Genomic DNA, 12967 nt, shown 5'->3' on the forward strand with positions numbered 1-12967 from the left:
CTATTCGTTGTCAAACAAATGTACTAAAAATTAATGCTTAAAATGGCGGGTTCCCGTAAATACCATCGCAATATTATTTTCATTGCAATAATCAATACTTAACTGGTCTTTTATAGAACCTCCTGGCTGTATTACACTTTTAATTCCAGCATTATCGGCAATTTCTACACAATCTGGAAAAGGGAAAAATGCATCACTTGCCATTACCGCTCCATTAAGGTCAAAATTGAAGTTTTTTGCTTTAATAATTGCTTGATTTAGAGCGTCAACTCTAGATGTTTGTCCAGTTCCACTCGCGCATAATTGACCGTTTTTAACGAGTACAATTGTATTTGACTTTGTGTGCTTGCAAATTTTTGATGCAAACAATAAGTCATTTAACTCTTCATCATTAGGTTTATTGTGCGTTGCGTAGGTTAAATCCTCAAGAGAGTCAGTAATATTATTGCGGTCTTGAACAAGCACACCATTTAAACATGTTCTAACAGTAGTTTCTGCTAATTTTGTTTTTTTCTTTACTAGTAAAATTCGGTTCTTTTTTCCTTTGAGTGTTGTTTCGGCTTCTGTAGAAAAACTTGGTGCAATAACTACCTCACAAAATAATTTATGAATCTCTTTTGCACAATCTGCATCTATTTCAACATTTGAAATTAAAACACCACCAAACGCAGAGGTTGGGTCACCCGCTAATGCATCTAAATACGCTTGAAGCACTGTTGTACGTTGTGCTAAACCACACGCATTATTATGTTTTAACACAGCAAATGTAGGTGCGTCCCCTTCAAATTCATTCATTAAGCTTACAGCCGCGTCAACATCTAGCAAGTTGTTATAACTTAACTCTTTTCCATGAAGTTTATCAAACATAGCATCAAAATCACCAAAGAAAAACCCTTTTTGATGTGGGTTTTCTCCATAGCGCAAAATTTGTGCTTGTGTTTCTGAAATTTTAAGAGCTGGAATACTGTGATCTGTATTAAAGTAATTGAAAATAGCTGAGTCGTAATGAGATGAAACATTAAAAGATTTTGCCGCAAATTGTTTTCTAGTCGCTAATGAAACATTTCCGTCGTCTTCCGAAATTACATCTAAAAATTCGCTGTAATCTTCCATTGAAGAAACGCAAATTGTATCCTTAAAGTTCTTTGCAGCAGCGCGAATTAATGAAATTCCACCAATATCAATTTTTTCAATAATATCTTGTTCAGCGGCACCAGAGGCAACTGTTTTCTCAAAGGGATATAAATCAACAATTACAACATCTAATTGGGGAATATTAAATTTTCCCATTTCTTCAACATCACTTTCATTATCTTGACGATTTAAAATGCCTCCAAAAACTTTAGGGTGTAATGTCTTTACACGACCTCCTAAAATTGAAGGGTAATCAGTCACATCTTCTACAGGAATGACTTTAATGCCAAGATCTTTAATAAATTTTTCAGTACCACCAGTTGAATACATGGTTACGCCAAGTTCGTCAAGTTTTTTGACAATTGGAGCAAGTCCATCTTTATGAAATACTGAAATTAGTGCTGATTTGATTTTTTTGATATCGCTCATGATAAATTATAATGTCCATTATAGAAATGATTAAAATACATTTCCGAAGAGAAACTGATTGGCTTTAAAATTTTAAAGGCTCAAAAATAGGTAAATGAATGTCTTTTTTGTAACAATTGTTAACAGAAAGCGTCTCACTTTTCATAACTTTATAGAAGCTTAATTCTGAAATGAAGAAACATCAGTTTTAAGCGTTGTTTTATTGCAAAAAATTACCAGAAAATGCTAATATACCTTCGCGTATTAAAAGAGAGTTTTAATTTTGCCTTAAGTGCCCTTGTTAATAACAAATTACGAACGTTTTTGTCATTGCTCGGTGTTACTATTGGAATATTTTCCATCATTGCTGTACTCGCTGCGGTAGATTCATTAAAACAAGAGATTGAAGGAAGTTTAAGCGGTATTGACAACAGTACAATTATTGTAATGCGTTTTCCATTTACCTCAACAGATATTCCACGATGGAAATGGCAGCAATTTCCTGATGTAAGTTATAGTGAGTACGAAGCATTAAAACGTTCTTTGCCAGATGCAAAAGCGGTTTGTTTTGTGTTAAATGTTCCTACCGAAACTTTAAAATATGAGGATAACACTGTATCAAGTGTAAATATAGCTGCGGTAAGTTATGAGTATCCTGAGATTGAAACATTAAAGTTAGAGCAAGGACGTTTTTTTACCGAATCTGAATCTAATGGTGGTGCTCCAGTTTTAATATTAGGTGATGAGATTGCAAAAAATCTTTTTGGTTCTCCAGGAGCTAGCATGGGTAAAAAAGTGCGTTTATATGGTAGGAAATTTACAGTAATTGGCGTGCTTAAAAAGGAAGGAAATGCACTTGGAGGAGGTTCAAAAGATACAGCTGCTTTAGTGTCTGTAAATGTTGCTCGACGTGTATATGGTGATAATAGCAAAGCAGTATTTCCACAGATAACTATTAAGCCAAATAAAAATATTGATGATGCTGGTTTTATGGCAATGATTAGTCAAAAACTAAGAAACTTGCGTGGGCTCCGTGCAGAAGAAACAGATAATTTTTTTGTTAATCAGTTTCAAGGTATTGCAGATATTATAGACAATATTACTGGCCAAATGAGTATCATAGGTGGTGTTATTAGTGGATTTTCTTTGCTTGTTGGGGGTTTTGGGATTGCTAACATAATGTTTGTGAGTGTAAAAGAACGAACTAACCTTATTGGGATTCAAAAATCATTAGGAGCGAAGAATAAATTTATACTATTCCAATTTTTATTTGAGGCTGTAATTTTAGCGGTTATAGGAGGTTTGATAGGACTAGTACTTGTTTACATTGTTAGCTTACTCGCATCTTCAATGACTGGAGATTTTGATTTTGTTCTTTCGGCTAGTAATATGATTTTTGGAACAGTAATATCAGCAATTATAGGATTGACTGCCGGAATTCTTCCTGCAATTTCAGCGTCTAAATTAGATCCTGTTGAGGCAATTAGAACTGGAATGTAAAAATCTGTTAAGTTTTAATACTTAAAAGTCAAAATGCACGCTCACCACTAAAATTACCTTGCGGAGCATAATTACAAACGAGAACATATTGACCGTTAGCGTCTATGCTTACGCCACAACCCACTTGTGTGGTTTTTCGCCAAACAATTTGAGTATAATGACCACAAATTTTATTTGCAAAGCATTTTCCAGTAATAGTGTTATAATTTACCTTTTCATTTTTCCTCCATCCATCTTTATGTGTGTCTTGTGAAAGAAATTAGCAGATTTTAGCAACCCCCTCACAAATCCACTGTAGGAAAACTTCATCTTCTTTAGAAAAAGGGTCTGCTGTGTTAGAGTCAATGTCTATTTGACCTATGTTAACCCCATTTTTAAAAATAGGAACAACAATTTCAGCCTTTACGGTAATACTACATGCAATATAATTATCCTGTGCTTTAACATCTGGCACTACAAAATTTTCATTAGATACTGCGACCTGTCCACATATCCCTTTTCCGAAGGGAATAACAGTGTGGTCAGTTTCTTCACCAGCATAAGCCCCCAAGTGTAAAGTTTTAGCATCATGATTTGCAAAGTAAAAACCTACCCAATCATAATAAGGTACTTCATTACGAAGTAGTTCGCAAATTTGCTCCATTTTAATCTCTGCGGTTGCTTTTTCGTTAGCAAAAATAAGGGCGGCTTGTTGTTTTAGATTTTTAAATGACATCGTAATTTTTTTAGGCAAAAGTATTTCAAAGTGATAATATACACCAATTACAAATGATGTATTTTTGTTAAAATCATAGTCTCATATTGAAAAAATTAATTACAAAATATAAGCCAGTTATTAAGTTTGTCGCACTTTTTTTTGGGACTTATTTGTTATTGAGCCTCTTATATGGTCGTTATTTAAAATATGCCGCACACAATAGCAACACGCCAGATTTTATTACTAATCTAGTTGCAACGCAGAGCAGTTGGCTAATTAATAATACAGGTTGCAATGCCCAAGTCGTCGCTCACGATGCTAAACCACAAATGAAATTAATCGTAGAGGGGAACTATCTTGCAAATATTATAGAAGGTTGTAACGCAATGAGTATTATAGTTTTATTTATCTCATTTGTTATTGCATTTGCTCAAAAAATAAAAAAAACGTTGCTCTTTATTCTAGCCGGAAGTATATTAATTTATACGGTCAATATTATTCGTATTGCTATTTTAGCAGTTGCATTATATAAATTTCCTGAGTATGAATCCATCTTGCATGGGGTAATATTTCCAGGAATAATATATGGAATGGTATTCCTGCTATGGATGCTTTGGATTCGCATGATTAAAAAAAAACCTATTGTATGACACAAGCTCTCAATATTTTTTCTATCGTAGTACTTGCTTTTTTACTCATCTGTATTCGCACCTTTGAGAATAATCTTTTTTATGACCCGCTATTGCTTTTTTTTAAAACAGACCATACAACACAATCTTTGCCGCAGATACATACCATAAAATTAATTGTATTTACGGTGTTTCGCTTTTTAATGAATACGGTTATATCGCTCGCAATATTGTGGGTTGTTTTTAAAAAGGTTTCAGTTGTTAAATTTTCTGCGATGCTTTACGGTGTCTTATTAGTTATATTATTAATAATGTTTTTTTTACTTCTGAAATTTTCTGCGGAAGCGCCACACATGCTATTGTTTTATACTCGTAGGTTTTTAATCCAGCCTATTTTCTTGCTTATATTATTACCTGCTTTTTATTTTCAGAAAATCACGACGTCTTAAAATTTTGTATATTTGTGGTCCAAAATTTGACAAAAATGAAATTTTCAAAACTTTTTTTATTAGCATTAATTGCAACAGTAATTTTTTCATGTAAAGATTCAAAAACAGCTGAGCCAGAAGTAAAAATGGTAGAGACTGGTGCAGCAAAAGTTCAGGAAGTTTTAAAACCCACGACAGTAACTTTTAATGACCCCAAAATAGCAGTAGTATATGATGCTTACAACGCATTACGTGTAGCGCTAGTAAATACAGATGCAAACATTGCCTCAAACGCTGCGGTTGATTTATCTATATCTTTAAAAAAAGTAGAAGCTAATGAAGCTGTTGTTAATAACGTTTCCGAAATTTCAAAATTAACAGACATAGAAAATCAACGCAAAAGATTTGAAGCGGTTAGCACAGCAGTTGAGAAATTGGTCACAGGAAACATCGCAAGCGGTTCACTTTACAAGCAATATTGTCCAATGGCTTTTGGCAATAAAGGTGCTTCTTGGTTGAGTGATTCAAAAGAAATTCGTAACCCTTATTTTGGTGATAAAATGCTTAAATGTGGTCGCGTTGATGCTGAGATAAAATAAAACAAGTATTTTTGTAATTCTTATTATTAGACAATAATATTTCATTTGAAAAAAATAATTTCCATACTTCTCACCTTTTTATTGCTTGCTAGCAATAGTGGTGTTATGCTTGCGCAACACTTTTGTGGTGAGTATAAAATGATGGAGAAAATTACCTATGGAGTTGCTGATTTATCATGTGGAATGGATGTACATTCAGATTGTGATAGCGAAGGAGCAAAAGATCATGATTGTTGCGATAATGAGTATGAGTCATTAGGTGTTGATGATGAATTTAATCGTTTAGACCTAAACGAAAAGCAAATTATAAACACCCATTTTGTAGCCGCATTTACTACAATATTTGTTCTTGATTTATCGCTAACTGCGAATAGTAAAACTACTACTTATAGGGCATATTTGCCACCACCACTTATAAAGGACATCCCTGTACTTTATGAAACCTTTTTAATTTGATTTTAAAATAGTGCTAAAATAACTTCCATTCGCTAATGGGAGTATAGTGTTATATATTAAAATCAAATATAGAATGAAAAACAATTCAATTATTATAATTGTCTTGCTGTTATTCGCTAACTTTTTGCAAGCGCAAGAAGAGACTACTATAAAAACAGTAAGAGAGTACAAGCTAGAAATAGCAAAAAATAAAACAAATATTACTGGAAAAGACGTGATGGGAATGACCGTTAATGGTACAATCCCAGGACCCGTCTTAGAATTTACAGAGGGAGAACAGGCTGTAATTCATGTAAAAAACACGATGGATGTAGAAACCTCTGTTCATTGGCATGGATTATTATTACCCAATTTTCAAGACGGTGTGCCTTATTTGACTACACCACCCATTAAGCCAGGAGCTACACTTTATGGGTTGAGAGCACAAAAACCTATTAGTGATATTCAATATATGAAAGCTATGATCCCTCATCATTCTTCAGCAATTTTGGTGAGCAATAATGTAAATTTAAAAGACCCCGAAGTCATTAAATTATCAAAAGAAATTATAAAAGCACAAGAAAAAGAGATAGCTCAAATGAAAGCGGCTATTGAGAGAATTGAAAATAATAACTAGAATATGAAACACACATATAATATAACAGGAATGACCTGCAATGGTTGCAAGGCTTCTGTAGAAAAAACACTGCGAGCTGTCGATGACGTTACAGATGTTGAGGTGAATTTAGAAAGTGGCAGAGCCGAAATTTCTATGAATCAACACATTGTAACCACAACTTTTAGACAGGCGTTGCCTTCAAAATATACAATTTCTGAAGTCAGTGTAAAACAAGTAGGCAATGCCGAAATAGGAGACAAACAAAACATATTTAATACTTCAAATAATGAAACGCAAACAAAACTAGAGCAGTTAAAACCATTGTTTTTGATTTTTGGTTGTATTGTTTTGATAACAGCAGCACTTAATTATAATGGATTTAATATTTCTGCAGTAATGCTAGACTTTATGGGGATTTTCTTCTTCATTTTTAGCCTCTTTAAATTTTTTAATTTGAGAGGGTTTGCACAATCATTTAGCATGTATGATCCACTTGCAAAAGCAGTTCCTGAATATGGAAAAGTTTATCCTTTTATTGAATTGATTTTAGGATTTATGTTTTTAAGTCGTATTCAAATTCCCATTGTTTTAATAGTGACAATTATCATTATAGGAATAACAACAATAGGAGTGACGCGATCTTTGATGAGCAAAAAAACGATTCAATGTGCTTGTTTAGGTACTGTATTGAAACTGCCAATGACCGAAGCTACCTTTATTGAAAATACCATTATGATTGTAATGGCTATAATTATGATTACTAAAATATATTTATAATGAAAAAGCTAATATATATACTATTAATTGTACCGTTTTTAGGAATCTCACAAGAAAAAGTTGAAGGGGTTATTCTTGGAATGGATGGAAACATAGAGCGACCGTTACCTAGCGTTAATGTTTACTGGCTTGATGCTGGAGTAGGAACGGTAACAGATTTTGATGGGTTATTTTCCCTCCCGTATAAAGCAGAGTATTCAACGTTGGTTATTAGTTATGTGGGGTATGAAACAGACACTTTAACTATTGCGGGACCCAAAAAAATGCGTCACGTCTTACAATCAAAAGGGACACTTGATGAGGTAGTAATTAAATCTCGCAATCAAGCAACATCACGTTCTTTTTTGAAAGCTGAAAACGTAATTAATGTGAGTAGCGCAGAGTTATTAAAAGCTGCTTGTTGCAATTTGAGTGAGAGTTTTGAGACAAATCCATCGATTGATGTAAATTTTGCTGATGCAATTACAGGAACTCGAAAAATTAAAATGTTAGGATTGACAAGTCCTTATACATTAATAACTACAGAGAACATACCTTCTATTCGAGGGGCTGGGCAGGCTTTTGGTTTGAGTTTTATTCCTGGTACTTGGGTGGAAAGTATTCAAATTACAAAAGGAGCTGGTAGTGTAACAAATGGTTTTGAAAGCATAGGAGGTCAAATAAACGCAGAGCTTGTAAAGCCTTCTACAGATGATCACATTTTTGTTAATGCCTACGAGGCATTGAACGGGCGATTAGAACTGAATGCTCATTACAACGCAAAAATTGATGATAAATGGAGTACCGGGGTGTATGCTCATAGAAATTTTAGAGGAAAGAAAAATGACCGTAACGATGATGGATTTTTAGATGCTCCTTTGATGGAGCAGATTAATGTAATGAACCGCTGGCAATATGCGAATCCTGAAACTGGACTTGTAAGTTTTATCAATTTCAACTATTTAAAAGATGATAAACAAATAGGGCAGACAGGTTTTGTCCCAGAAAGGGACAGAAATGGAACTAACTTTTGGGGAGGTGAAATTGCAACAGAAAAGTATGGAGCGACGTTAAAATTAGGGTATGTTTTTCCAGATATTCCATATCAAAGTATGGGATTACAACTTGCATACAGCAACCATAAACAAGATTCGTATTTTGGATTGCGGGACTATAATATTGAACATAGTAGTTTGTATGCAAATGCGCTTTTTAGTTCTATTATTAGTGATTCTCGACACAAATTTAAAACAGGTTTGAGCGTAACATATGATGATTACCAAGAACTGGTAGAGACGACAGAATATGATAGAGTTGAACAATCTGTTGGTGCTTTTTTTGAATACTCTTATGATGATTTAGAAGATTTAACATTGACTGCTGGTTTGCGTCTGGATACTCATAATTTGTTAGGGACCTTTGTGACTCCTAGATTACATGCGCGCTACACACCTTGGGATAAAGCTGCTTTAAGAGGATCGATAGGTCGTGGAAAAAGAAGTGCAAATATTTTTACTGAAAATTTAGGCTTGTTTTCTACGAGTAGGGCAATTTCAATTGTAAATAATGGAGGAGATATTTATGGGCTTGACCCAGAAATTGCTTGGAATTACGGTGTTTCTTTTTTACAAGGGTTTAATTTTCTAGGACAAAAAGGAGATGTAACCTTTGATTTTTATCGCACTGATTTTCAAAATCAAGTAGTTGTTGATTGGGAAGATGTTAATCAAATTAGGTTTTATAATTTAGAAGGGGAAAGTTTTGCAAATAGCTTTCAAATGGAGTTGAATTACACACTAGCTGAACGACTTGATTTAAGAACAGCGTACAAATATTATGATGTGCAGACTGAGTATAATTCTGGAAAGTTAGAAAGACCATTGACGCCAAGCCATCGTATTTTTGCAAACCTTGGGTATGAAACAAATGTGAAAAGTAAAGGACAACACTGGAAATTTGATGTAACTTATAATTGGCTAGGCAAACAACGATATTCTTCTACAATAGGTAATCCAGAAGAATTGAGACTACCAGAATATTCCCCATCTATTGGTACATTTAATGCTCAAATTACAAGGGTTTTTTCTCCAAGATTTGAAGTTTATGCAGGCGCCGAAAATTTTACAAATGAAACCCAAGATACACCAATTATTGACTCTGAAAATCCTTTTGGTTCAAATTTTGACACTACATTTGTTTATGGTCCAATTTTTGGAAGCAATTACTATGCAGGATTACGTTATAGAATAAACTAAATTTAATTTCAGAAATGTGCTGTAATTGAGTAAATTATATTGTTGTCACATTTCAGAATAACATTAAAAATAAAATAAAGATGAAAAAATTATTAATTATTTGTACGGTATTATTTATGGGAGCAACAGTTTTTGCTCAAGATAAAAACGCACGTTCTACCGTATGGGTGGATGGTGTTTGCGGTATGTGTAAAAAGCGTATAGAAACTGCAAGTGTAAAAACTAAAGGTGTAAAAAGCGCCGTGTGGAACGTTGAGACTAAAGAATTGAGTCTTATTTATGATGAACGCAAAACTACTTTGGAGACTATTCAACAGAGCGTTGCAGATGTGGGTCATGATACTAAAGTTATTAAAGCTACAGATGAAGCTTATAATAGTGTACACCCTTGCTGTCTTTATAGAGATGAAGATGTTCAAAAGGATCATCAATAATTAAATAACTAATTAAATTCAAAAATGCCGCTAAGAGATTAGCGGCATTTTGAATAATAATATTTTTAGGTCTTTTAATTAGAGTTTTAAGAGTCCGCTTGTTTGATAATTTTTAACACTTTTTTTTAGTTAAAACATAGTTAAGTCGAGAACAATAATGAATGTTTAATAATTATATTTACTTAGTTTTTTAATGCATACAAAGTATGGCAACACAAAAGTCAAACAGTAAACCTCAAGCAAAACCAGCTCCTAAAAAAGCTCCTGCAAAAGGTACTCAGGCTACTTCAAAGAAGAAGTAATTTGAAAGTGGAGTTAGTAGACAAAACGAAACTCCAAAAAGTTGAATGCGCTAGGCGAATTTCAATTACACTTAATTTTTAAATAATTATTTACTATGGCAACACAAAAGTCAAACGGTAAACCTCAAGCAAAGCCAGCTCCTAAAAAAGCTCCTGCAAAGAGTACTCAGACTGCTTCAAAAAAGAAGTAATTTGATATTGAAGTTCATGAAATAGAACTTCCCGTTGTAATGCACTAGGTGTATTTTTACAACAAAGGATAAAAGAAAACCATCTCAATGTATTGGGATGGTTTTTGTATTTTTATAGGATGAAATTATCACCTAAAATATTGCTTTATATTATTACTGTTGCTGTAATTGTTGCAGCTATTGTCTGGGAGTTTTATGTCCAGCAATGGTTATCTTACCAACCGGATAACGGAGTTGATGTTATACGAACAGATTTATTTGTAATCTGGCCCGTAGTTTTGACCTTAGTGGGAGTAAGTTTGTTTAGAATATTTGGGCCTAAAAAGGATTAACTATTTTCATTTTAAGAAATCGTAAATATAATTTAGCCTTTTATTGAGATACTATTTGAGCATTACTTAGTAATTTGGATTAAAACAAAAATTATGAGAAATTCAGAACTTATTTCAGCCTTAGGAAATTGTATTAATCACTGTAATTATTGTGCAGATGCTTGTCTTGATGAAAAAGATGTAGCTATGATGCGCGATTGCATTAGGACTGATAGAGTATGTGCAGAAGTATGCAGTTCACTTAGTCAAATTTTAGCAACCAATTATAAAAATGTAGAAGGCTTAGTTGCATATTGTATTTCGGTTTGTGAAGATTGTCTTGCCACTTGCGAAAAACACGATCATAAACATTGTCAAGATTGTGCAGCATCTTGTCGTAAATGCATTAAAGCCTGTAAAGCTTATTTAGCTTAAACAATTATATTTATAAATTAAAAGCACTCATTATTATTAATACATAATGAGTGCTTTTTTGTTGTAAAATGTTAAGAATTACATCATTCCAGGCATTCCTCCGCCCATAGGAGGCATTGCGGGACTATCTTCCTTAATATCAATTAATGCGCATTCTGTAGTTAATATCATTCCTGCCACTGATGCTGCATTTTCAAGTGCTATACGCGTTACTTTCTTAGGGTCTATAATACCTGCTTTTAGCATATCTACATAGCTCTCGCTTTTAGCATCATACCCAAAATTTTTCTTCCCCTCAAGCACTTTGCTTACTACAACACTCCCTTCGCCACCTGCATTTTCAACTATGGTACGTAATGGAGACTCAATAGCTCTTGCTACAATTTGTACTCCTGTAGTTTCGTCTAAATGGTCTGTTGTGATTTTGCTTAAAACGCTTTTTGCACGCACTAAAGCAACACCACCACCAGCAACAATACCTTCTTCAACCGCAGCTCTAGTTGCGTGAAGAGCATCGTCAACGCGGTCTTTCTTTTCTTTCATTTCAACCTCACTCGCTGCACCTACATAAAGTACTGCTACACCACCAGCTAATTTAGCTAATCTTTCTTGCAATTTTTCTTTATCATAGTCACTCGTTGTAGATTCAATTTGTGCTTTTATTTGACCCACTCGTGCTTGAATGTCAGCCTTTTTACCAGCACCATTTACAATCGTAGTATTGTCTTTATCAATAGTTACCGTTTCGGCAGTACCTAGCATTTCGATAGTAGCATTTTCTAGAGTAAAACCTCTTTCTTCACTGATTACTGTACCGCCAGTTAAGATTGCAATATCTTCTAACATTGCTTTTCTACGGTCACCAAAGCCTGGTGCTTTTACCGCTGCAATTTTTAAAGAACCACGCATTTTATTTATTACTAACGTTGCTAAAGCTTCTCCATCAACGTCTTCTGCAATAATGAGTAGTGACTTTCCTTGCTGTGCTACTGGCTCAAGAATAGGCATCAAATCTTTCATTGATGATATCTTTTTGTCATACAACAAGATCATTGGGTTCTCTAATTCTGTTTGCATTTTTTCGCTATCAGTAACAAAATACGGAGATAAAAATCCACGGTCAAATTGCATACCTTCTACAACGTCCACATATGTTTCAGTTCCTTTAGCTTCTTCAACAGTGATAACTCCCTCTTTTCCTACTTTTCCAAAAGCCTTAGCAATTAAGTCTCCTATTTGCTCATCATTATTAGCAGAAATAGATGCAACTTGCTTAATCATCTCGCTAGAGTTTCCAACTTTTGTAGTTTGTTTTTCAAGGTTTTTAACAATTGCTTCAACAGCTTTGTCAATACCTCTTTTGAGATCCATTGGGTTTGCTCCTGCAGCAACATTTTTTAAACCTTCTTTAACGATTGCTTGCGCTAAAACTGTTGCAGTTGTAGTACCGTCACCTGCAAGGTCATTGGTCTTACTTGCTACTTCTTTTACCATTTGAGCTCCCATATTTTCTAGGGCATCTTCTAACTCAATCTCTTTTGCTACAGATACACCATCCTTTGTTACTACAGGTGCTCCAAATGATTTACTTATAATTACATTTCGACCTTTAGGGCCTAATGTTACTTTAACAGCGTTTGCTAATGCATCCACACCGCGCTTAATACCGTCACGTGCTTCAATATCAAATTTTATATCTTTTGCCATGTCAAAATTTTAATTTTGTCATTCTCGCGTGTGCGAGAATTTTGTTTAATAAATTAATTTTAATCTTAGAGTTTAAAGGAGGTTTTAACTTAGTTTAGCTAAACATCCTTAACTATAAATTTTGTTG

The 12967-nt window shown here is 33.9% G+C and carries 14 protein-coding genes and 1 pseudogene; 11 read left to right on the forward strand and 4 right to left on the reverse strand.

Annotated elements, in window-relative coordinates; genetic code table 11:
- Nucleotides 1–30 precede the first annotated feature (30 nt).
- Nucleotides 31–1563, reverse strand: coding sequence for a bifunctional phosphoribosylaminoimidazolecarboxamide formyltransferase/IMP cyclohydrolase (gene purH / locus GB234_RS04490; protein ID WP_151893316.1), 1533 nt, complete (start codon nucleotides 1561–1563; stop codon nucleotides 31–33).
- Nucleotides 1564–1785: 222 nt separating this feature from the next.
- On the opposite strand from purH, the gene GB234_RS04495 reads away from it, so the two are divergent.
- The gene (locus GB234_RS04495; RefSeq protein ID WP_151893317.1) at nucleotides 1786–3042 is read left to right on the forward strand and encodes an ABC transporter permease; all 1257 of its coding nucleotides are present in this window, start codon (nucleotides 1786–1788) and stop codon (nucleotides 3040–3042) included.
- A gap of 28 nt (nucleotides 3043–3070) precedes the next feature.
- Here GB234_RS04495 and GB234_RS15340 read toward each other — a convergent pair.
- Nucleotides 3071–3265: pseudogene (locus tag GB234_RS15340) on the reverse strand (CAP domain-containing protein); the annotation flags it as partial.
- A 36-nt stretch (nucleotides 3266–3301) separates the two neighbouring features.
- The gene (locus tag GB234_RS04505; protein WP_151893318.1) at nucleotides 3302–3757 is read right to left on the reverse strand and encodes an XrtF-associated fRMsr-like GAF protein; all 456 of its coding nucleotides are present in this window, start codon (nucleotides 3755–3757) and stop codon (nucleotides 3302–3304) included.
- Nucleotides 3758–3843: 86 nt separating this feature from the next.
- Here GB234_RS04505 and xrtF point away from each other — a divergent pair, with 86 nt between their 5' ends.
- The 10 genes from xrtF (at nucleotide 3844) to GB234_RS04555 (ending at nucleotide 11133) form a co-directional block, all read left to right on the forward strand.
- The gene (xrtF, locus tag GB234_RS04510; RefSeq protein ID WP_151893319.1) at nucleotides 3844–4389 is read left to right on the forward strand and encodes an exosortase family protein XrtF; all 546 of its coding nucleotides are present in this window, start codon (nucleotides 3844–3846) and stop codon (nucleotides 4387–4389) included.
- On the forward strand, nucleotides 4386–4817 hold the full coding sequence (locus GB234_RS04515) for an exosortase F system-associated membrane protein (RefSeq protein WP_151893320.1): 432 nt from the start codon (nucleotides 4386–4388) through the stop codon (nucleotides 4815–4817). Before xrtF ends, GB234_RS04515 begins: the two co-directional genes overlap by 4 nt.
- Nucleotides 4818–4852: 35 nt before the next feature.
- Entirely contained in the window at nucleotides 4853–5395 is a 543-nt protein-coding gene (locus GB234_RS04520; protein WP_151893321.1) for a DUF3347 domain-containing protein, read from the forward strand.
- Between the two features lie 45 nt (nucleotides 5396–5440).
- Nucleotides 5441–5851: an HYC_CC_PP family protein gene (locus GB234_RS04525; RefSeq protein ID WP_151893322.1), complete on the forward strand. Its 411-nt coding sequence runs from the start codon at nucleotides 5441–5443 to the stop codon at nucleotides 5849–5851.
- Between the two features lie 73 nt (nucleotides 5852–5924).
- On the forward strand, nucleotides 5925–6467 hold the full coding sequence (locus GB234_RS15170; protein ID WP_151893323.1) for a multicopper oxidase domain-containing protein: 543 nt from the start codon (nucleotides 5925–5927) through the stop codon (nucleotides 6465–6467).
- A 3-nt stretch (nucleotides 6468–6470) separates the two neighbouring features.
- Nucleotides 6471–7226 carry a heavy-metal-associated domain-containing protein gene (locus GB234_RS04535; RefSeq protein ID WP_151893324.1) on the forward strand — a complete coding sequence of 252 codons (756 nt, stop codon included), beginning with the start codon at nucleotides 6471–6473 and terminating at the stop codon, nucleotides 7224–7226.
- The gene (locus tag GB234_RS04540; RefSeq protein ID WP_151893325.1) at nucleotides 7226–9460 is read left to right on the forward strand and encodes a TonB-dependent receptor plug domain-containing protein; all 2235 of its coding nucleotides are present in this window, start codon (nucleotides 7226–7228) and stop codon (nucleotides 9458–9460) included. The genes GB234_RS04535 and GB234_RS04540 overlap by 1 nt, the downstream gene beginning before the upstream one ends.
- A gap of 80 nt (nucleotides 9461–9540) precedes the next feature.
- Nucleotides 9541–9894, forward strand: coding sequence for a heavy-metal-associated domain-containing protein (locus tag GB234_RS04545; RefSeq protein WP_151893326.1), 354 nt, complete (start codon nucleotides 9541–9543; stop codon nucleotides 9892–9894).
- Between the two features lie 612 nt (nucleotides 9895–10506).
- Nucleotides 10507–10719: a hypothetical protein gene (locus GB234_RS04550; protein ID WP_151893327.1), complete on the forward strand. Its 213-nt coding sequence runs from the start codon at nucleotides 10507–10509 to the stop codon at nucleotides 10717–10719.
- Nucleotides 10720–10812: 93 nt separating this feature from the next.
- Nucleotides 10813–11133 (forward strand): four-helix bundle copper-binding protein, encoded by a 321-nt coding sequence (locus tag GB234_RS04555; protein ID WP_151893328.1) that lies wholly within the window; start codon nucleotides 10813–10815, stop codon nucleotides 11131–11133.
- Between the two features lie 78 nt (nucleotides 11134–11211).
- Here the strand turns inward: GB234_RS04555 and groL are convergent, their stop codons facing one another.
- Nucleotides 11212–12840: a chaperonin GroEL gene (gene groL, locus GB234_RS04560; protein WP_151893329.1), complete on the reverse strand. Its 1629-nt coding sequence runs from the start codon at nucleotides 12838–12840 to the stop codon at nucleotides 11212–11214.
- Nucleotides 12841–12967: the final 127 nt, after the last annotated feature.

The organism is Patiriisocius marinistellae, from assembly GCF_009014635.1.
Lineage (GTDB): Bacteria > Bacteroidota > Bacteroidia > Flavobacteriales > Flavobacteriaceae > Patiriisocius > Patiriisocius marinistellae.

What these genes read in the sequence shown, in the direction of transcription:
- GB234_RS04495 (WP_151893317.1), top strand. Translation starts at nt 1,786, where the DNA reads ATGCTAATATACCTTCGCGTATTAAAAGAGAGTTTTAATTTTGCCTTA.
- GB234_RS04535 (WP_151893324.1), top strand. Translation starts at nt 6,471, where the DNA reads ATGAAACACACATATAATATAACAGGAATGACCTGCAATGGTTGCAAG.
- GB234_RS04520 (WP_151893321.1), top strand. Translation starts at nt 4,853, where the DNA reads ATGAAATTTTCAAAACTTTTTTTATTAGCATTAATTGCAACAGTAATT.
- GB234_RS04540 (WP_151893325.1), top strand. Translation starts at nt 7,226, where the DNA reads ATGAAAAAGCTAATATATATACTATTAATTGTACCGTTTTTAGGAATC.
- GB234_RS04505 (WP_151893318.1), bottom strand. Translation starts at nt 3,757, where the DNA reads ATGTCATTTAAAAATCTAAAACAACAAGCCGCCCTTATTTTTGCTAAC.
- GB234_RS04555 (WP_151893328.1), top strand. Translation starts at nt 10,813, where the DNA reads ATGAGAAATTCAGAACTTATTTCAGCCTTAGGAAATTGTATTAATCAC.
- GB234_RS04545 (WP_151893326.1), top strand. Translation starts at nt 9,541, where the DNA reads ATGAAAAAATTATTAATTATTTGTACGGTATTATTTATGGGAGCAACA.
- GB234_RS04515 (WP_151893320.1), top strand. Translation starts at nt 4,386, where the DNA reads ATGACACAAGCTCTCAATATTTTTTCTATCGTAGTACTTGCTTTTTTA.
- purH (WP_151893316.1), bottom strand. Translation starts at nt 1,563, where the DNA reads ATGAGCGATATCAAAAAAATCAAATCAGCACTAATTTCAGTATTTCAT.
- groL (WP_151893329.1), bottom strand. Translation starts at nt 12,840, where the DNA reads ATGGCAAAAGATATAAAATTTGATATTGAAGCACGTGACGGTATTAAG.
- GB234_RS04550 (WP_151893327.1), top strand. Translation starts at nt 10,507, where the DNA reads ATGAAATTATCACCTAAAATATTGCTTTATATTATTACTGTTGCTGTA.
- GB234_RS15170 (WP_151893323.1), top strand. Translation starts at nt 5,925, where the DNA reads ATGAAAAACAATTCAATTATTATAATTGTCTTGCTGTTATTCGCTAAC.